Source organism: Streptomyces sp. NPDC016845 (assembly GCF_044332585.1).
In the GTDB taxonomy this organism is placed as follows: domain Bacteria; phylum Actinomycetota; class Actinomycetes; order Streptomycetales; family Streptomycetaceae; genus Streptomyces.
Map to the genome: position 1 here is coordinate 1,175,584 of NZ_JBIRPI010000001.1, position 18,217 is coordinate 1,193,800.

17 protein-coding genes and 1 pseudogene are annotated in these 18,217 nt (G+C 72.9%); 14 read left to right on the plus strand and 4 right to left on the minus strand.

Going from position 1 to position 18,217, the window contains the following annotated elements:
* Positions 1 to 22 precede the first annotated feature (22 nt).
* Together ACH4RC_RS04895 and ACH4RC_RS04900 are read left to right on the plus strand one after the other, a co-directional pair.
* A complete protein-coding gene (locus ACH4RC_RS04895; RefSeq protein ID WP_398195146.1) occupies positions 23 to 1,390 on the plus strand; it encodes a wax ester/triacylglycerol synthase family O-acyltransferase in 1,368 nt (455 codons plus the stop codon).
* A 118-nt stretch (positions 1,391 to 1,508) separates the two neighbouring features.
* Positions 1,509 to 3,014: an SDR family NAD(P)-dependent oxidoreductase gene (locus ACH4RC_RS04900; protein ID WP_398195149.1), complete on the plus strand. Its 1,506-nt coding sequence runs from the start codon at positions 1,509 to 1,511 to the stop codon at positions 3,012 to 3,014.
* On the opposite strand, the gene ACH4RC_RS04905 is transcribed toward ACH4RC_RS04900, so the two are convergent.
* Complete coding sequence (locus ACH4RC_RS04905) at positions 2,993 to 3,814, minus strand: SDR family oxidoreductase (RefSeq protein WP_398195152.1); 822 nt, start codon at positions 3,812 to 3,814, stop codon at positions 2,993 to 2,995. The two genes, ACH4RC_RS04900 and ACH4RC_RS04905, sit on opposite strands and share 22 nt — an antisense overlap.
* 28 nt (positions 3,815 to 3,842) lie before the next feature.
* On the minus strand, positions 3,843 to 4,424 hold the full coding sequence (locus ACH4RC_RS04910; protein WP_398195154.1) for an HD domain-containing protein: 582 nt from the start codon (positions 4,422 to 4,424) through the stop codon (positions 3,843 to 3,845).
* A gap of 236 nt (positions 4,425 to 4,660) precedes the next feature.
* Between ACH4RC_RS04910 and ACH4RC_RS04915 the strand changes: the two genes are divergently transcribed.
* The 5 genes from ACH4RC_RS04915 to ACH4RC_RS04935 all read left to right on the plus strand — a co-directional run bounded on the left by ACH4RC_RS04915 (position 4,661) and on the right by ACH4RC_RS04935 (position 8,876).
* Positions 4,661 to 5,440 carry a DUF4142 domain-containing protein gene (locus tag ACH4RC_RS04915; protein ID WP_398195157.1) on the plus strand — a complete coding sequence of 260 codons (780 nt, stop codon included), beginning with the start codon at positions 4,661 to 4,663 and terminating at the stop codon, positions 5,438 to 5,440.
* Positions 5,441 to 5,781: 341 nt separating this feature from the next.
* Positions 5,782 to 5,958, plus strand: a complete 177-nt coding sequence (locus ACH4RC_RS04920; RefSeq protein WP_398195160.1) for a hypothetical protein — start codon at positions 5,782 to 5,784, stop codon at positions 5,956 to 5,958.
* 53 nt (positions 5,959 to 6,011) lie between these two features.
* A complete protein-coding gene (locus ACH4RC_RS04925; RefSeq protein ID WP_398195163.1) occupies positions 6,012 to 6,257 on the plus strand; it encodes a hypothetical protein in 246 nt (81 codons plus the stop codon).
* 59 nt (positions 6,258 to 6,316) lie between these two features.
* The gene (locus ACH4RC_RS04930) at positions 6,317 to 7,813 is read left to right on the plus strand and encodes an alpha-L-fucosidase (protein WP_398195165.1); all 1,497 of its coding nucleotides are present in this window, start codon (positions 6,317 to 6,319) and stop codon (positions 7,811 to 7,813) included.
* A 103-nt stretch (positions 7,814 to 7,916) separates the two neighbouring features.
* Positions 7,917 to 8,876, plus strand: a complete 960-nt coding sequence (locus tag ACH4RC_RS04935) for a formylglycine-generating enzyme family protein (protein WP_398195168.1) — start codon at positions 7,917 to 7,919, stop codon at positions 8,874 to 8,876.
* Between the two features lie 218 nt (positions 8,877 to 9,094).
* Here ACH4RC_RS04935 and ACH4RC_RS04940 read toward each other — a convergent pair whose 3' ends face one another.
* A complete protein-coding gene (locus ACH4RC_RS04940; protein WP_398195170.1) occupies positions 9,095 to 9,793 on the minus strand; it encodes a FadR/GntR family transcriptional regulator in 699 nt (232 codons plus the stop codon).
* 130 nt (positions 9,794 to 9,923) lie between these two features.
* On the opposite strand from ACH4RC_RS04940, the pseudogene ACH4RC_RS04945 reads away from it, so the two are divergent.
* The 6 genes and pseudogenes from ACH4RC_RS04945 to ACH4RC_RS04970 all read left to right on the plus strand — a co-directional run.
* Positions 9,924 to 10,244, plus strand: a pseudogene (locus ACH4RC_RS04945) (sugar ABC transporter substrate-binding protein); the annotation flags it as partial.
* A gap of 87 nt (positions 10,245 to 10,331) precedes the next feature.
* Positions 10,332 to 11,687 (plus strand): enolase C-terminal domain-like protein, encoded by a 1,356-nt coding sequence (locus tag ACH4RC_RS04950; protein ID WP_398195173.1) that lies wholly within the window; start codon positions 10,332 to 10,334, stop codon positions 11,685 to 11,687.
* The gene (locus tag ACH4RC_RS04955) at positions 11,684 to 12,457 is read left to right on the plus strand and encodes an SDR family NAD(P)-dependent oxidoreductase (RefSeq protein WP_398195176.1); all 774 of its coding nucleotides are present in this window, start codon (positions 11,684 to 11,686) and stop codon (positions 12,455 to 12,457) included. The genes ACH4RC_RS04950 and ACH4RC_RS04955 overlap by 4 nt, the downstream gene beginning before the upstream one ends.
* A gap of 5 nt (positions 12,458 to 12,462) precedes the next feature.
* Positions 12,463 to 13,458, plus strand: a complete 996-nt coding sequence (locus tag ACH4RC_RS04960) for an aldo/keto reductase (protein ID WP_398195178.1) — start codon at positions 12,463 to 12,465, stop codon at positions 13,456 to 13,458.
* Complete coding sequence (locus ACH4RC_RS04965; RefSeq protein WP_398195181.1) at positions 13,455 to 13,658, plus strand: hypothetical protein; 204 nt, start codon at positions 13,455 to 13,457, stop codon at positions 13,656 to 13,658. The genes ACH4RC_RS04960 and ACH4RC_RS04965 overlap by 4 nt, the downstream gene beginning before the upstream one ends.
* Positions 13,655 to 14,527, plus strand: coding sequence for an amidohydrolase family protein (locus ACH4RC_RS04970; protein WP_398195184.1), 873 nt, complete (start codon positions 13,655 to 13,657; stop codon positions 14,525 to 14,527). The genes ACH4RC_RS04965 and ACH4RC_RS04970 overlap by 4 nt, the downstream gene beginning before the upstream one ends.
* On the opposite strand, the gene ACH4RC_RS04975 is transcribed toward ACH4RC_RS04970, so the two are convergent.
* Positions 14,488 to 15,897: a lipase maturation factor family protein gene (locus tag ACH4RC_RS04975; RefSeq protein WP_398195187.1), complete on the minus strand. Its 1,410-nt coding sequence runs from the start codon at positions 15,895 to 15,897 to the stop codon at positions 14,488 to 14,490. The two genes, ACH4RC_RS04970 and ACH4RC_RS04975, sit on opposite strands and share 40 nt — an antisense overlap.
* A gap of 122 nt (positions 15,898 to 16,019) precedes the next feature.
* Here ACH4RC_RS04975 and ACH4RC_RS04980 point away from each other — a divergent pair, with 122 nt between their 5' ends.
* Entirely contained in the window at positions 16,020 to 18,134 is a 2,115-nt protein-coding gene (locus tag ACH4RC_RS04980; protein WP_398195189.1) for a SpoIIE family protein phosphatase, read from the plus strand.
* Positions 18,135 to 18,217 lie beyond the last annotated feature (83 nt).

Here is an 18,217-nt window from a genome sequence, read left to right on the forward strand (position 1 = left end):
GTCGTCGACGCGAGAGCACTCCATGACTGTCACAGGACCGGACCTGCTCGCCCCTCTCGACCTTGCCTTCTGGAACATCGAGACGTCCGAACACCCCATGCACCTGGGCGCGTTGGGCGTCTTCGCGGCCGACGGCCCCGGCGCCGCCCAGCACGCGTACGAACTGCTCGCCGCGCGCGCCGCCGGAGTGCCGGGCCTGCGCATGCGCATAGCCGGAGTGCTCCTGCCCGTGGGCGGCGCGGCGCGCGTAACCGTCGCGGAGTTCGACCCGCTGGACCATGTGCGCGTCGCGGAGCCGGTCGCGGACTTCCACGCCGCCGCGGGCGCGCTGATGGAGCGGCCCTTGGACCGGGCGCGGCCCCCGTGGGAGGCGCACGTGCTGCCGTCGGCGGACGGAAGAACGTTCGCCGTGCTCTTCAAGTTCCACCACGCCCTCGCCGACGGGCTCCGCGCCCTGACGCTCGCCGCCGCCGTCATGGACCCCATGGACCTGCCCGCCGCACGGGCGCCGAAGGAGCCGCCCGCGCCCCGGCGCGGCCTGCGCCTCCCCGTCCCGGGGCTGCGGGAGATCACCCTGGGCGACCTCGACCCGCGCCGCTACCCCGGTCACGTCCGCTCGCTGGTGACAAGCGCCACACAGGCCGTCTCGATCGGCGCCTCCGTGGCGCGCGCCACCTGGGGCGTGCGCACCTCGCCCGCGCTGACCTCCGGGGCCAGCGGCGAGCGCCGCACCGCGGGCGTCGTCCTCGACCTCGACGACGTGCACCGCATCCGCAAGAGCGCGGGCGGCACCGTCAACGACGTCCTCATCGCGATCGTCGCCGGGGCCGTACGGCGCTGGCTCGACGAGCGCGGCGACGGCAGCGAGGGCGTCGAACCACGCGCCCTGATCCCCGTCTCCCGGCGCCGCCCGCGCACCGCCCACCCGCAGGGCAACCGGCTCTCCGGCTACCTCGTACGCCTGCCGGTCACCGAACCCGACCCCGGGGAGCGGCTGCGCGTCGTACGGGCCGCCATGGACCGGAGCAAGGACTCCGGGCCGAACCGGGGCGCGGGGGCCGTCGCCCTCCTCGCCGACCACGTACCGCCCCTCGGGCACCGGCTCGGCGGCTCCTTCGTCGGGCAGAACGCGCGCCTCCTCTTCGATCTCCTCGTCACCAGCGTGCCGCTGCCCAGCCTCGGCCTGCGGCTCGGCGGCTGCCCGCTCACCGAGGTCTTCCCGCTGGCCCCGCTCGCCCAGGGCCAGTCCCTCGCCGTCGCCGTCTCGACGTACCGGGGGCGCGTGCACTACGGGCTCGTGGCCGACGCGAAGGCCGTCCCCGACCTCGATGTGCTGGCCCGCGCCGTGACGGAGGAACTGCGCTCGCTGACCGCCGCCTGCACGCCCTGACGCGCATCGGGTTTGGAGACTGGACCGGGCCGTTTGTAAAATTTCGCTTTCATAGCTCTCGACAGCGCACGCGAACGGGCGTGACGCGCGAGAGTTCCTCCCAGGAACGGCAGCGGCGATGACGGTGACAGACGACAACCAGGCCCCGGGGGCCTCTGACCTCTCCGGGGCGCTCCCCGGTCCGGGCATCGACCCCGAGCGGCTCGCCGTCTGCCTCAGCGTGCTCGACGAGCTCGACCGCCTCGACGTGGACCACCCCGACGCGATCGCCGTGCGGCGCGCCACCGCCGGGATCTACCGGACCGTGAAGCAGCGCCGCCGCCAGGAGCGCCGCGCCGCCAAGACGGCCCACGACAAGGCCGTCACCGAGGCGACCGCGACGGGGTCCGCGCAGCGCATCGACGACGAGACCGAGGGCCTGCTGCCCCAGTCCCGCACCGAGGAGGGTGTCCTCGCGGGGATACTCCAGCGCCCGCGCTCCTGCTACACCTGCAAGACGCGGTACGTCGAGGTCGACTACTTCTACCACCAGCTCTGTCCGGACTGCGCCCGCCTGAACCGGTCCAAGCGCGACGCCCGCGCCGACCTCACCGGCAAGCGCGCCCTGCTCACCGGCGGCCGCGCCAAGATCGGCATGTACATCGCGCTGCGCCTGCTGCGTGACGGTGCGCACACGACGATCACGACGCGTTTCCCCAAGGACGCCATCCGCCGCTTCAAGGCGATGGAGGACTCGGCGGAGTGGATCCACCGCCTGGAGGTCGTCGGCATCGACCTGCGCGACCCGGCGCAGTCCGTCGAGCTTGCCGAGCGTCTCGCCGCGCAGGGTCCGCTCGACATCCTCATCAACAACGCCACGCAGACCGTGCGCCGCCTGCCCTCCGCCTACGCCGCCCTCGTCGACGGCGAGAGCGCGCCGCTGCCCGCCGGTGAGCTGCCCGCCCACTCCGTCATCGGCGCCTTCAATTCCGGCGCGGTCGACGGCATCGCCGCGCTGCCCATCGGCACCAGCGGCCTCGACGCGCAGAAGGTCGCCGACCTCGCGCTCGTCGCGGGCAACGCGAGCGTCGCCCGGCACCTGGACGGCACCGCCATCGACGCGGGCGGCCTCGTCCCCGACGTCGTCGACTCCAACACCTGGGTGCAGACCATCGACCAGATCTCCCCGGTCGAGCTGCTCGAGACCCAGCTGTGCAACTACACGTCGCCGTTCATCCTGATCAGCGCCCTGCGGCCGGCCATGGCCGACGCCGCGAAGAAGGCGGCCAGCGGTCGCGCGTACGTCGTCAACGTCTCGGCGATGGAGGGCGTCTTCGGCCGCGGCTACAAGGGCGCGGGCCACCCGAACACCAACGCCGCCAAGGCCGCGATGAACATGGTGACGCGCACCAGCGCCCAGGAGATGTTCCAGTCCGACGGCATCCTCATGACCTCCGTCGACACCGGCTGGATCACCGACGAGCGCCCCCACTACGACAAGCTGCGCCTGGCCGAGGAGGGCTTCCACGCCCCGCTCGACCTGATCGACGGCGCCGCCCGCGTCTACGACCCGGTCGTGCGCGGAGAGTCGGGCGACGACGTGTACGGCGTCTTCCTGAAGGACTACGAGCCCGGCAAGTGGTGACGGAGCCGGTCCTGTACGGCGCCCGGGTCGCCGGTGGGTGAGGCGGCCCGCACCCGCGTGCCGCCGTCCACCACCAGATCCGCACCGGTGATCCACGACGCCTCGTCCGACACCAGCCACCGCACCGCCCGCGCCACGTCCCCGGGTTCGCCGATGCGCCCGCACGGCAGCCCGGCCGCCACGCTCTCCTGCGCCCCCTCCCACACGAACCGCGCCATCTCGGTGCGGACCAGGCCGGGGGAGACGGAGTTGACCCGCACCGACGGGCCCAGCTCGCCCGCCAGCTGAGCCGTCAGGTGCAGCAGCGCCGCCTTGCTCGTCCCGTACGCCCCGACGTGCGGGCCGACATGGGCGGCGCCCTCCGTGCACACATTGACGACGGCGCCGCCGTGCTCGGCCATCCACGCCCGCCACGCGCACTGCACGAGCCGCAGCGCCGCCTCGACGTTCACCGTGAACGCCGTGCGCCACGCGTCCGGGTCCACGTCCATCAGCGGCCCGTACGGCTGGTTCGTCGCCGCGTTGTTCACCACGATGTCCACCCGCCCGAACGCGGCCATCGCCCGCTCGGTCGCCTCCCGCAGATGCGCGGGGTCGGCGACGGACCCCGCCACGCCCACCGCGTCCGCGCCGCGCGCCCGCAGCGCCGCGACCGCCTTCCGTACGCCGTCGGGGTCGCGCGCCGTCACGCACAGCGCGGCTCCGGCGCCGGCGAGTTCATCGGCGACGGCCCGCCCGATGCCGCGCGAGGCACCGGTCACCAGGGCCGCTCTGCCGTCGAGGACACGGGACGAGACCATGGGCGTACGGTCTCACACCCTGCTCGATTCACCAGCTGTGCACGGGAGTTGACCTCTGAGCCGCCGCGACCAGTTCGAGCACGGGCCGCCAGTCCTCCACGACGCCCGCGTCCAGACCCACCACCTTGCCCGCGTCGTCCGCCTGGCGCAGGGTGACCGCGTCGTCGGAGAAGGGGTCCGCCTCGAACGCCGCGACCTCGCGGGCCGACATCGGGCCGCCCTGCACGCCAAGGGTCAGCGCGCTCTGCGCCGACAGGCCGCGGCCCGGCTCGAGCGCGCTCAGATAGCGTTTCGCGGGGACGTGCAGCCGGACCAGGCGCGCCACCCGTGCACCGAGCAGCCCGCGCACGGCGTGCGCGGCGTGGTCCGCGTGCCCGGCGTCGTCGCCCGGGTGCAGCAGATGGCCCAGATCGTGCACCAACCCGGCGACCTGCAACTCCTTGTCGCTGGGCCGGCCGCGCCTGAGCAGCGCCGCGGTCTGCAGCGCGTGGTCGTGCAGGTCGACCGGGTCGCCGCTGCGGTCCGGGGTGTCCCACGCGCCCCGGCAGGCGTGCAGCGCCGCCATCAGCTCCCCGACGGTACGCAGCTCGACGCGTTCCCCGCGTTCCATGGACGACTCCTCCCGAAGCTCATGCGCTGGCCGTGCGTCTGTCCAGAAGGAGACCAGGGGGAGGCCATGCGCAGCGGACCGGCAGTCGACGGAACGGGCAACGGGGCGTTAACGGTGCCGGGGCAGCCCTGGTCCCGGTCGGGGTCTGAACATTCCGGTCGCCCCGCCCGTATCTTTCCGTACCACCAAGTGGCCCGCCGTACGGGCGGGTTGACGTCGGTCATCAGGAGGACCGCTTGCGTCGCGTGAACGGCACCACTCTCATCCTCGCCGCCCTGGTCGCCACCCTCGGCGCCCTGGCGTTCCCGATCTGGTCGTACGCCGACCGGTCGGGAACCGGCCAGGCCAACCTGGACGCGGGCACGGTGTCCACCCAGTGGGGCCCGCTGTCGGCGACGGACCGGGACTTCCTCGTCAAGGTCAGGCTCGCCGGGCTGTGGGAGATCCCGGCCGGCCAGCAGGCGATGGAGCGCGCCCCGACGCAGGCGATCAGGGACGCGGGCGACCACCTCGTCATCGGCCACACCGACCTCGACCAGCGGGTGCGCTCGGTGTCCGCGCGGCTCGGCGTCGAACTGCCCAACCAGCCGTCCGCGCAGCAGCAGGGCTGGCTCCGCGAGATGTCCGCGGCGAGCGGCGAGGACTACGAGCGCAAGTTCGCCAATCTGCTCCGCGACTCGCACGGCAAGGTGTTCGCGCTCATCGCGCAGGTCCGGCACACCACCCGCAACAGTCTCGTACGGGAGCTGGCCACCGACGCGAACCAGACGGTCCTGGACCACATCACCATGCTGGAGGGCACCGGCGACGTGGATTTCGACGGCATCGCGAACGAGGCCGCGGGCGCCGCGACGGCCAGCCCGTCGGGCCCGCCCCCGCCCGACGGCCAGCTGCCGCCCGCCCCCTCTCCCGCCCGGCCCACGGGTTCGCCGGACGCCACCTCCCGCCCGTCGGCGCAGCCCACCGACGGGCCGGGCCGCACCATCAACACGGACCGGCCCGCGCCCGACTACTGAGAGAACACCTACAGGGCCCGAAATTGACTCGCGCGGTCCGCCCCCGCATGGCTGAATGAACACCCGGCGACCCCCGCGGGACGTACGGGTTTCAGCCCCATCGAGCGGACCCTCGCTCATTTGGTTACTCTGTAGCCGGACGGTTACTGCAAGTGGGTCCCACCCGTACCCATGGAACCGCCCGGGGAGAGGCCGGTCACCACGGCCGATCCCACCAGCGACAACCGGCGCCACCGCGCCCGAACTGGCCCTCTACTCAAGCCCGATCGGGCGTCCGGTGCCCGGCGCGACGCTGGGCCGGTCACGCCGGAGCGGGTTACCCGACACATTAGGAGTGCGCGGTGACACCAGAGAAGACGAACCACGAGCAGCGCCCGAAGGAACGTACGGAGCGGGTCGGCCGCCGCAGGCAGGAGAAGCTCGGCAGCCTCGACGTCTGGGCCCGGTCGGCCCCGATCCGCCTCGCCGGATACGAGGACGACCTCGCGGAGCCGCACATCCTGCCCAGCGTCGACTGAACCCCGGCGACCCCGGTCCGGCCGTCCGCCCGCACCCCGCGCCCAGCCGCGGGGTGCGGGCACACGTATGCCCTAAGCCGCGCCTCCTCGGCGCCGCGCTCGCCCTGTTCCTGACCGCCGCCCCGGTCTCCGCCGCACACGCGGCCCCGGCGGACACCGCCGCGCCCCGCACCGTCCCCGCCCTCACCCGCGTACCGCTCGCCGACGGCTACGCCACCCTCACCAACGCGGACGGCGCCTGCCTGGAGACGCGCAGTGGCAAGCTCACGCTCAACGTGCCGCTCCTCACCCGCGCCTGAACTCCGTGCGCGAACCCCGTAGTGCGCGAACCCCGTATGAGCGAAGGGACCCCTCACCCATGCCCCTGACTCGACGCACCTTGCCGGCCGCCCCCGCCGAGCCGTACTTCCGTATCCCCGTCAGCCCCGACGACAGCCCCGAACGCCTCGTCGCGAAGGCGGCCCGCGTCCGCCCCACCGAACGCCAACTCGCCTGGCAGAGACTGGAGAAAACGGCTTTCCTGCACTTCGGCGTCAACACGTTCACCGGCCTCGAATGGGGCACCGGCGACGAGGACCCGGAGATCTTCCGGCCCACCGGGCTCGACACCGACCAGTGGGCACGCGCCCTGCGCGACGGCGGCTTCAGGCTCGCCGTCCTCACCGCCAAGCATCACGACGGCTTCGTTCTCTACCAGTCCCGCTACACCAGGCACAGTGTGGCGAGCAGCAGCTGGCGCGGCGGCAAGGGTGACGTGCTGCGCTCCTTCGCCGACTCCATGCGCAAGTACGGGATCAAGGTCGGCGTCTACATCTCGCCCGCCGACGAGAACCAGTACCTCGACGGCGTCTACGCCAACGGCAGCGCCCGCACCGCCCGCACCATCCCCGCCCTCGTCGACGGCGACGACCGCGCGGACCGCACCGACCTGCCCACGTACGACCTCGACGCCACCGACTACGGCGCCCACATGCTCAACCAGCTCTACGAGGTCCTCACCGAGTACGGGCCCGTCGACGAGGTCTGGTTCGACGGTGCCCAGGGCCGTATCCCGCCGGACAAGGTGGAGGCGTACGACTGGGACAGCTGGTACGCACTGGTCCGCGCCCTCGCCCCGGACGCCTCGATCGCCGTGTCCGGGCCCGACGTGCGCTGGGTCGGCAACGAGGACGGCATGGCACGCGAGAACGAGTGGAGCGTCATCGCCGTCAAGGACAGCGGCAACGGCAAGTACGACCGTGTCCTGCCCTACGACGCCGCCGACGAGGGCAGCCGCGACGCCCTGACCGAGGCGCAACCCGACGCGGCGGCGCTCCAGTGGTGGCCCGCCGAGTGCGATGTGTCGATCCGGCCCGGCTGGTTCCACCACGCCGACGAACAGCCCAAGTCGGTCGAGCAGTTGACGGACATCTGGTACCGGTCGGTGGGCCGGGGCGCCGTGCTCCTGCTCAACATCCCGCCGGACACGGACGGCCTGCTGCCCGCCGCCGACGTCGTACGGCTGCGGGAGTTCCGCGAGCGCACCGACCGCGAGCTGCCCAGGGACCTGGCCCGGGGCGCCCGCGTACAGGAGGACCGGGCCGGTACCCGTACCGTCGATCTCGGGCGGCCCACGGCGGTCGACCGGATCCGGATCGCCGAGGACATCCGGCACGGGCAGCAGGTCGAGCGCTTCGTCGTCGAGGCGTGGGCCGACGGCGCGTGGACCACCGTCGCCGAGCTGGGCACCATCGGCGCGGCCCGCATCCTCGCGCTGCCGGAGCCGGTCACGGCGCGGCGCTGGCGGCTGCGGATCACGCAGGCGCGGTCGGCCGTGCGCATCAAGGAGTTCGGCCTGTACAAGGCGCAGGTCTGACCTGGTGTCCGGGTGGGCGGCGTCGGCCGCGACCCTGCCCCCAGCCCCCTGCCGCCCCGTGCGAAGATCGGTTCGAACCACCCCGTTCGCGCAGGAGGCACAGATGACCGCGCAGGAGCCGACCGTGTCCGCGTGCTGCGCGGCGCCGCGCGGGGCCGCCGCCCCGGCCCTGCCGCTCGCCGCCCCGCCGAAGCCCGCCCGCCGCAAGCCGCTGGGCAAGGGCATGGTCACCCTGCACGGCGGCACCTTCCTCATGGGCAACGAGGACGAGCGGGCCAACCCGGGGGACGGCGAGGGACCCGTCCGCGAGGTCACCGTCTCCGCGTTCCGCATCGACGAACACGCCGTCACCAACGCCCAGTTCGCCACCTTCGTGAAGGAGACGGGGTACGTCACCGCCGCCGAGCGGTTCGGCTGGTCCTACGTCTTCGCCGGGTTCCTCGCCCCCGAGCTGATGCGGACCACCCGGGCCCCGGCCGGCACCCCGTGGTGGCGCGGCGTCGAGGGCGCGATGTGGCGGGCGCCCGAGGGCCCGGGCTCCGGTGTAGGGGACCGGGCCCGCCACCCCGTCACCCATGTGAGCTGGGACGACGCGAGCGCGTACGCGGCCTGGGCGGGCAAGCGGCTGCCGACCGAGGCCGAGTGGGAGTTCGCGGCCCGCGGCGGCCTCGAACAGGCCCGCTACCCGTGGGGCGACGAGCTGACCCCGCGCGGCCACTGGCGCTGCAACATCTGGCAGGGAGAGTTCCCGAGGCGCAACACGGGCGAGGACGGGCACGTGGGTACGGCGCCGGTCGACACGTACCGGCCCAACGCGTACGGCCTGTACAACGTCGTCGGCAACGTGTGGGAGTGGGTCGCCGACCGCTTCACCGCCACCCACGACGCGGTCCCCGCCACCGATCCCCGGGGTCCGGCGGAGGGGGAGAACCGCGTCATGCGCGGTGGCTCCTACCTGTGCCACGACTCGTACTGCAACCGCTACCGGGTCGCCGCCCGCACCTCCAACACGCCGGACTCCAGCAGCGGGAACTGCGGCTTCCGCTGCGCGGCCGACACGTAACCGCTCCGCTCTGTGCGTTGCCGTTGCCGGGTGCGGCGTGCGTCGTGGCTGGTCGCGCAGTTCCCCGCGCCCCTGGAGCATGCGGCTTCGCCGCAGCTCCATAGGGCGCGCTGCACGCGCGCCTTCCTGAGATGGCGCACGAAGTGCGCATCTCAGGGGCGCGGGGAACTGCGCGACCAGCCACGACGAGAGCCGCGCACGTCAAAGATGCGAACGGGTCAGTCCAGTTGGGCCCGCAACCAGGCCTCCACCTCACCCACATGCCCAGCGGCAGCGACCCGCGCGGCCTCCGGGTCGCGGGCCACCAGCGCCTGGTGAATACGGGAGTGCTCGCGCCGGGTCCGTTCGAACGCGCCCTCCTCCTGATAGCCCCGCCAGACCCGCGCCCGGAACGTCCGTGACGACAGGCCCTCCAGGATCGCGGCCATCGTCTCGTTCCCGGCGGCGGCCACGATCGCCCGGTGGAAGGCGAGGTCGTGGGAGAGGATCTCCTCGGGGTCGTCGGTGGCCTCCATCGCCGCCAAATGGCTCTCCACCCCGGCCAGTTGCGGCCCGGTGATCCGCGCAGCGGCAAGCGCCGTCGCCGTCGACTCCAGAACGCGCCGTACCTCGAGCAGCTCCACGAGCCGAGGCCCCCGCGAAAGATCCGCGACGACCCCGAAGGTCTCGAGGAGGTCCCCGGCCTCCAGCTGCGTGACATAGATTCCGCTGCCGTGCCGCGCCTCGAGCACCCCGAGCACGGTGAGCGCGCGGATCGCCTCCCGCATCGAGCTGCGGGAGATGCCGAGCTGGGCCGCGAGGTCCCGCTCGGTCGGCAGCCGCTGGCCGGGTTCGAGCCGGCCGCCGCCGATCATCGCCTTGATCTGTTCGATCGCCCGCGCCGTGACGGTGCCCTTCTGGGGGGCGGTCTGCTCCACGATGACGTCCTCCCGGGTGCGGGTCCTCGGCCGAAGTCTAACCAGCGATGTGGTCCGACCACTATGGGCGTGGACGCAATTAAACCCGTGCAGAAGGGTGTCGCCGTGGCCAAGTGGTCTGATAAATATCGACTACGTGCCGAAGATGGCGAAGTCCGAGGAGGTCGACGCGCTGAAGACGGTCAACTCCGACAGCGACCCGTCCCAGCAGATCACCGACATCAACAACCAGCTCGACCAGGGTGTCGATGGCCACGTCGTGGCCCCGCTCGACAGCGCCGCCACCGCCGCCGGACTCGACCAGGCCGAACGCGAGGGCGTGCCCGGCGTCGCCGTGGACGTGGCGCCCGAGAAGGGCAAGGTCGCCATGGTCGTACGGGCCGACAACGTCGCGTACGGCGTCAAGGCGTGCGAGTTCTGGATCCAGGCGATCTACGGCGGGAGCATCCTGCTCGCCCTGATGATCGCCCGCGTCACCACCGGCCGCGCCCAGGACTGACCCTAGCCGCTCTTTTCCACACCCGCCCGAAAGGCAACCGTGTCCGCAATCACCCCGCGCGTCACCGCGGTCGACACCTACGACATCCGGTTCCCGACCTCCCGGGAACTGGACGGTTCCGACGCGATGAACCCCGACCCCGACTACTCCGCCGCCTACGTCGTCCTGCGCACGGACGCCGCCGACGGGCACGAGGGGCACGGCTTCACGTTCACCATCGGCCGCGGCAACGACGTGCAGGTCGCCGCGGTCCGCGCGCTCAGCCCTCACCTCGTCGGGCGCTCCCTCGACGAGCTGTGTGCCGACCCGGGCACTCTCAGCCGTGACCTGATCGGCGACAGCCAGCTCCGCTGGCTGGGGCCCGAGAAGGGCGTGATGCACATGGCGATCGGCGCCGTCGTGAACGCGGCGTGGGACCTCGCCGCCAAACGGGCCGCCAAGCCGCTGTGGCGCCTCCTCGCCGAGGCCGAGCCCGAGTGGCTCGTCCGGCAGATCGACTTCCGCTACATCGCGGACGCGCTCACCCCGCAGGAGGCCCTGCGCATGCTGGAGGAGGGGCGGGCGGGCGCCGCCGAACGCACCGCCCGCCTCATGGCGCGCGGCTACCCCGGCTACACCACCTCGCCCGGCTGGCTCGGCTACTCCGACGAGAAGCTCACCCGCCTCGCCCGGCAGGCCGTCGCCGACGGCTTCACCCAGATCAAGCTGAAGGTCGGCGCGGACCTCGCCGACGACATCCGGCGCTGCCGCACCGCCCGCGAGGCCATCGGCCCGGACATCCGGATGGCCATCGACGCCAACCAGCGCTGGAACGTCGACGAGGCGGTCCGCTGGACCACCGCCCTCGCCGCGTTCGACCCGTACTGGGTCGAGGAGCCCACCAGCCCCGACGACATCCTCGGCCACGCCGCGGTCCGCGCGGCCGTCGCCCCCGTCAAGGTCGCCACCGGCGAACACGTCCACAACCGCGTCGTCTTCAAGCAGCTCCTCCAGGCAGGCGCCATCGACGTCCTCCAGATCGACGCCGCCCGCGTCGGCGGCGTCAACGAGAACCTGGCGATCCTGCTGCTCGCCGCGAAGTTCGGCGTGCCCGTCTGCCCGCACGCGGGTGGCGTAGGACTGTGCGAGCTGGTCCAGCACCTGTCGATGTTCGACTACGTCGCGCTGACCGGCACCACCGACGACCGCGTGATCGAGTACGTCGACCATCTGCACGACCACTTCCGCGACCCGGTCGTCATACGTGAAGGTCACTACATGGCACCGGCCGCGCCCGGCTTCTCCGCCACCATGCGGCCGGAGTCCATCGCCGAATTCACCTACCCGGACGGTGAGTTCTGGTCGAAGGACCTTGCCGCGCCCGAACCGCCCCACACGAACGGAGCCGCAGCATGACCCAAAGCCCAGACGGCACGGATTTCGCCGGGCTCAAGGCCCTCGTCACCGGTGGCGCCTCCGGCATCGGCCGCGCCACCGCCGAACTGCTCGTCGCACGCGGCGCCGACGTCGCCGTCCTCGACCGCGACATCTCCGAGGTCGACAAGCCGCTGCGCGGGTACGCCGCCGACGTCACCGACGACGTGACCGTACGGGCCGCGGTGGCCGCCGCGATCAGCGGCCTCGGCGGGCTCGACATCCTGGTCAACAACGCGGGCATCGGCGCCCAGGGCACCGTCGCCGACAACGACGACGCCGAATGGCACCGCGTCCTGGACGTCAACGTGGTCGGCATGGTGCGCGTGGCCCGCGCCGCCCTGCCCGCGCTACGGGACTCCGCCCACGCCGCGATCGTCAACACCTGCTCCATCGCCGCCACCGCCGGGCTGCCGCAGCGCGCCCTGTACTCGGCGTCCAAGGGCGCCGTGTACTCCCTGACCCTCGCGATGGCGGCCGACCACGTCCGCGAGGGCATCCGCGTCAACTGCGTCACCCCCGGCACCGCCGACACCCCCTGGATCGGGCGGCTCCTCGCCAAGGCGGACGACCCGGCCGCCGAACGCGCCGCCCTCGAAGCCCGCCAGCCCACCGGACGCCTCGTCTCCGCCGACGAGGTCGCGGGCGCCGTCGCCTATCTGGCGGGCCCGCTCTCCGGCGCGACCACCGGCACCTCCCTCGCCGTCGACGGCGGCATGCAGGGGCTGCGCCTGCGGCCCGCGGGACAGTGACACCGATGCGGACCCGCACCCTGGGCCGGAGCGGCGTCCCGGTCACCGCGCTCGGCTTCGGCGCGGCGGGCATCGGCAACCTGTTCACACCGGTCCGCGACGACGAGGCGTACGAGGCGCTCGACGCCGCCTGGGACGCGGGGATCCGGTACTTCGACACCGCCCCGCACTACGGCATCGGCCTCTCGGAACGCCGCCTCGGCGAGTTCCTGCGCTCCCGCCGCACCGGCTCCTACACCCTGTCCACCAAGGTCGGCCGCCGCCTGGAACCGTACGAGGGCGGGGGCGACGACCTGGCCGACGGGTTCGCCGTCCCGGCCACGCACCGCCGCGTGTGGGACTTCAGCGCCGACGGGGTCCGCCGCTCCATCGAGGAGAGCCTCGGCCGGCTCGGCGCCGACAAGATCGACGTGGTGTACCTGCACGACCCGGACAAACACGCCGAGCAGGCCTTCGGCGAGGCGTACCCCGAGCTGGAGCGGCTGCGCGGCGAGGGGCTCATCGACGCCATCGGCGCGGGCATGAACCAGGCGCGGATGCTGACCCGGTTCGTCACCGACACCGATGTCGACGTGGTCCTGTGCGCGGGCCGCTACAGCCTCCTCGACCAGGGCGCCCTGCCGAAGCTGCTCCCCGCGGCGGCCGCGCGCGGCGTCTCCGTCGTCATCGGCGGCGTCTTCAACTCGGGCCTCCTCGCCGACCCGCGACAAGGCGGCACGTTCGACTACATGCTCGCCGCGCCGGTCATGGTCCGCAAAGCGCTGAAGCTGAAGAAGCTGGCCGAGCGCCACGGCACCACTGTGCGCGCCGCCGCGCTCGCCTTCCCGTTCGGCCACCCGGCCGTCACGGGTGTCCTGGTCGGCACCCGCTCGACGGCCGAAGTCCTGGACACCGTCGAGCAGTTCCGGACTCCGGTCCCGGACGGTTTCTGGGCTGAGGCCCGCGCCCGCCACCTTCTCGACCCCGACGCCCCCGTCCCCGTACAGAAGGAGGGCGCGTGAGAGTCGCCCTGCACACCGAGGTCCGCGCCGACCACGTCGAGGAGTACGAGGCCGCCCACCGCGAGGTGCCCGCCGAACTGGAGAAGTGCCCGGTGAACGTGGAGTGGCAGGCCCGCATGGACGAACTCCTGGACGTGGCACACGACTACTCGGCGCAGGGTGCGGGCGCGGGGCTGCCGGTGGTCCGGGAGCTGCCGTGACCCCGCCGCTCCCCGTCGTCATCGACGCCCACCACCACGTCTGGGACCTCTCCGTCCGCGACCAGGACTGGATCACCGGGCCCGCCCTCGCACCCATCCGGCGCACCTTCACCCTCGACGATCTCGCCCCGGACGCGCGGGCCGCCGGTGTGGGGGCGACCGTTCTCGTGCAGACGGTCACCGTCGCCGAGGAGACGCCCGAGCTGCTGGCGCTCGCCGACTCCAGTGACCTGGTCGGGGCCGTCGTCGGGTGGGCCGATCTGACCCGCCCCGACGTGGGCGAGGCCCTGGAGCGGCTACGTGAACTCAGCGGCGGGCACCACCTCGTGGGCATCCGGCACCAGGTGCAGGGCGAGCCCGACCCCGAGTGGCTGCTCCGCCCCGACGTGCACCGGGGGCTGTCCGCGCTCGCCGCGGCCGGGCTGGTCCACGACCTCGTCGTACTGCCGCGTCAACTGCCCGCCTGCGTCAAGGCGGCCGCGGACCACCCCGACCTCACCTTCGTCCTCGACCACGCCGGAAAACCCCCGGTCGCGACCGGGGAGACCGAACCCTGGCGCAGCCACGTGCGGGCGCTCGCCGCCCTGCCCAACACCGTCTGCAAGCTCTCCGGGCTGATCACCGAGGCCGACCGGACGGCCTGGCGCGTCGACGACCTGCGGCCCTACGCGGACACGGTCCTGGACGCCTTCGGTCCCGGCCGCGTCATGTTCGGCTCGGACTGGCCCGTGTGCACGCTCGCCGGGACGTACGGCCAAGTGCTGGACACCGCACAGGAGTTGGTGGGCGGGGCCGATCCCGACGTGTTCGCCGGGACCGCCCGGCGCGTCTACCTCAGCCGCGTCGGTGCCAGGAACTCCCGTACGTAGGTCCGCTCCCACCAGGCGCCCGTCGTCCGCAGCTCGCGCCACGTCGAGAAGCGGTAGCGGTACACCCGGACCCGGATGTGGGCGGGCGGTTCGTCGGGGAAGGGGCAGTGGCGCAGCAGGCGGAGCGTGTCCCGGTCGTTCTCCAGGAGGCGCTCGACGAAGCCGTTGAACCAGGGGCGGGCGTACGCGGGCGAGAGCGCGGCGAACCACATCATCCAGTCGAGCCGCAGATGGTAGGGGGCGAACTGGCGCGGAAGGCGCCGCGGATCGCCCGGCTTGCCCTTGAACTCGTAGGCCCGCCAGTCGGAGTCGGTCCGCGGCTTCGTGTCCGCCGTGCCCTCGATCACCAGCTCCTGCCGGACCCGGCCGACCGTGCCGAAGGCCCCGTACGTGTTGACGAGGTGCAGAACGTCGTACGAGCGGTTCATGGACTGGCGGCGGGAGAGCAGATTGCGTGCCGGGCGCCGGCTCAGCACCGCGACCAGGACGACCAGGGCGAACACGAGGATCTCGTACCAGAGCGGGGCCCTGGCGGGCAGGTCGGGCGGTGTGTGCAGCGGGGTCAGGTCGAGCGCGGCGGCGGCGATCACGACCGTCAGCCAGTTCAGCCAGGCGAAGTTGCCCGACAGGATCAGCCACAGTTGCGTGACGATCATGATGGCGGCGGCCACCGTGGCGATCGGCTGCGGCGTGAAGAGGAGGAACGGGACGAGGAGTTGCGTCACGTGGTTCGCCGCCGCCTCCACGCGGTGCAGCGGACGCGGCAGGTGGTGGAAGAACCAGCTCAGCGGGGAGGGCATCGGCTGCGTCTCGTGGTGGAAGTACAGGCAGGTCAGCTTCTGCCAGCACGCGTCGCCGCGCCACTTGATCAGGCCCGCGCCGAACTCCAGGCGGAACAGCAGCCAGCGCAGCAGGAACAGGACGAGGACCGGCGGGGCCACCTCGTCGTTGCCGAGGAACACCGCCAGGAAGCCGACTTCGAGGAGCAGGGACTCCCAGCCGAAGCCGTACCAGGTCTGGCCGACGTTCACGATCGAGAGGTACAGCGCCCAGGGCGCCAGCCAGAGCAGCATCGCGGCCCACAGCGGCAGCCGGCCGTCCGCGCCCGCGAGCAGCGCCACGGCGAGGGCGGCGCCGGTCCACGCGCACCCGGCGAAGAACCGGTCCGAGTAGTGCAGCCGGAACAGGGTCGGCGCCCGCCGCCACTCCACCTGTTCCAGGAGCCGTGGCACCGGCTGCATGCCGCGCTCCCCGATCAGGGCGCGGAACTGCAGCGCGGCGCCGACGAACGCGGCCAGATAGACCGCGGCGAGACCGCGCTGGAAGACCAGGCGGCTCAGCCAGTAATCCCCGTCACCGAACCAGTTCACGTCCTTCAGTGTGCGCCGCGCCGCCCGCCGAGGCCGGGAAGCGCAGCCGCGCGTCCCCGACCGGCCGCGAGGCGCGCTCGTCCCGCATGCGGGGCCCGGGGGCCCGGCCTAGCGTGGGCTCCATGGACGCGGGTGACGGGGACGGCGAGGAGTCCGGGGAGGGGCCGGAGGAGCACGCGCGCGGATTTCTCGAGGCATACGGGCGCGGGCTGCGCATGGGCGGCTTCGAGTGGGACCTGGACTCCGGCCTCATGCACATGGACTCCAACGCGCACGACGTCTTCGACATCCGGGCCGACGAATACGACGACCGGCCCGAGACCCTCCAGATGCGCGTCCCGCCCGGCGAGGGCGGCCGCCTCGACGCGCTCGTCTCCCAGGCGCTCAAGAGCGGCGAGGAGAACTACGGCGCGTACTTCCGCATCCGCACGCGCGCGGGGGAGCTGCGCTGGACCCACACGCGCGGGTACATCCGCCGCGACGACAGCGGACGCCCGCGCCGCATCGTCGGCATCGTGCGCGACGCCACCGACGAGCTGAACGACGCCACCGTGCAGCGCGAACGCGCGGCCCGCGAGGCGCTGCGACGCCGCGAGACCAGCGTCGTGCAGTCCACCACCGCCGCCCTGGCCCACGCCCGCACCGTCACCGAGGTGATCGACGTGCTGCGCGAGACGCACGGCGTGGAGCACCTCGGCGCGACCAGCTTCGTCATGGGCCTGGTCCGCGCGGGCCGCATCCACCTCGTCGCCGAGGGGCCCGCGGGCAGCTTCGTGCCCGGCACGCACGTCACCCGCGTCGACGACCCGTACCCGATGGGCGAGGTCGTGCGCACCCTCAAGCCGCGCTTCATCGAGTCGCCCGAGGACTTCGCCGCGTCCTTCCCGATCCTGTGGCCGCACATCACGCACCTCCATATCCGCTCGGCCGCCTACCTGCCGCTCATCGCGCAGGCCCGCCCCATCGGCGCCGTCGGCCTGCTCTACCACGACCGCCAGGGCTTCACGCAGTCCGAACGCAACGTGCTCGTCGCCCTCGGCAGCACCATCGCGCAGAGCCTGCAGCGCGCCATGTTCTACGAGCAGGAGAAGGACCTCGCCCACCACCTCCAGCAGGCGATGCTGCCGCGCACCATCCCGGCCGTGCCCGGAGCCGACATCGCCGTGCGCTACCGCGCCGCCTCCGGCCACGCCCTCGGCCGCGACATCGGCGGCGACTGGTACGACGTCATCCCGCTGCCCGGCGGCCGCGTCGGCGCCGTCATCGGCGACGTCCAGGGCCACGACACGCACGCCGCCGCCGTCATGGGCCAGCTGCGCATCGTGCTGCGTGCCTATGCCGCAGAGGGCCACACGCCCGCCACCGTCATGGCCCGCGCCTCCGTCTTCCTGCGCGAACTCGACACCGCGCGCTTCGCGACCTGCCTGTACGCCGAGGCCGACCTGTCGACCGGCGTCGTCCAGATCGTGCGCGCCGGACACCTCGACCCGCTGCTCCGCCTGGCCGACGGCTCCTGCCGCAGACTGCCCGTCGACGGCGGTCTGCCGCTCGGTCTGTCCGCCGAGTTCGGCCGTCTCGCCTACCCGGTGACCACCGCCGAACTCGACCCGGGACAGACCTTGCTGCTGTGCACCGACGGCCTCGTCGAACAGCCCGGCGCCGACCTCGACGACGGCCTCGACGCCCTGACCGCGCTCATCGCCGCCGGGCCCGCCGACGTCGACCAGCTCGCCGACCGGCTGTGCTCCGCCGTCGCCGAGGGCGGCGGCGAGGACGACGTGGCCCTGCTCCTTCTGCGCCGCCGCGAGGAGTCCACCCCGCTCAGCGGCAGCCGCCTCACCGAGCACGTGCCGCCCGGCGATCCGGAGGCGCTGCGCGCGGCCCGGCACATGATCCGCGCCGCCGTCCGCGCCTGGGGCGCCCGGGACAGCGCCGACGAGATCGAGCTCGTCGCCGACGAACTCGTCACCAACGCCCTCATGCACACCGAGGGCCCGGCCGTCGTCACCCTGCGCGTGCTCACCGGCGCCGAACGCAGGCTCCGCGTCGACGTCGAGGACACCTCCAGCGCCCTGCCCCGCCGCCGCGACGCCGGTGACGCGGGCGTGTCCGGGCGCGGGCTGTTCCTCGTCGACCGGCTCGCCGACGTGTGGGGCGTGGAGGCGCGCGGCGGCGGCAAGTGTGTGTGGTGCGAGTTCGTCGTACCCGCGCGCGTGTCACCCGTATGGCCTAATTGACGGTATTGCCCGTGAGCGGGGCCACATCCGCTCTGCCGCACCGGGAGAGCCCGTCTCGCTGCTCCGTTCGGTCACCCGCTGTG

What these genes read in the sequence shown, in the direction of transcription:
- ACH4RC_RS04895 (WP_398195146.1), top strand. Translation starts at nt 23, where the DNA reads ATGACTGTCACAGGACCGGACCTGCTCGCCCCTCTCGACCTTGCCTTC.
- ACH4RC_RS04900 (WP_398195149.1), top strand. Translation starts at nt 1,509, where the DNA reads ATGACGGTGACAGACGACAACCAGGCCCCGGGGGCCTCTGACCTCTCC.
- ACH4RC_RS04905 (WP_398195152.1), bottom strand. Translation starts at nt 3,814, where the DNA reads ATGGTCTCGTCCCGTGTCCTCGACGGCAGAGCGGCCCTGGTGACCGGT.
- ACH4RC_RS04910 (WP_398195154.1), bottom strand. Translation starts at nt 4,424, where the DNA reads ATGGAACGCGGGGAACGCGTCGAGCTGCGTACCGTCGGGGAGCTGATG.
- ACH4RC_RS04930 (WP_398195165.1), top strand. Translation starts at nt 6,317, where the DNA reads ATGCCCCTGACTCGACGCACCTTGCCGGCCGCCCCCGCCGAGCCGTAC.
- ACH4RC_RS04935 (WP_398195168.1), top strand. Translation starts at nt 7,917, where the DNA reads ATGACCGCGCAGGAGCCGACCGTGTCCGCGTGCTGCGCGGCGCCGCGC.
- ACH4RC_RS04955 (WP_398195176.1), top strand. Translation starts at nt 11,684, where the DNA reads ATGACCCAAAGCCCAGACGGCACGGATTTCGCCGGGCTCAAGGCCCTC.
- ACH4RC_RS04960 (WP_398195178.1), top strand. Translation starts at nt 12,463, where the DNA reads ATGCGGACCCGCACCCTGGGCCGGAGCGGCGTCCCGGTCACCGCGCTC.
- ACH4RC_RS04980 (WP_398195189.1), top strand. Translation starts at nt 16,020, where the DNA reads ATGGACGCGGGTGACGGGGACGGCGAGGAGTCCGGGGAGGGGCCGGAG.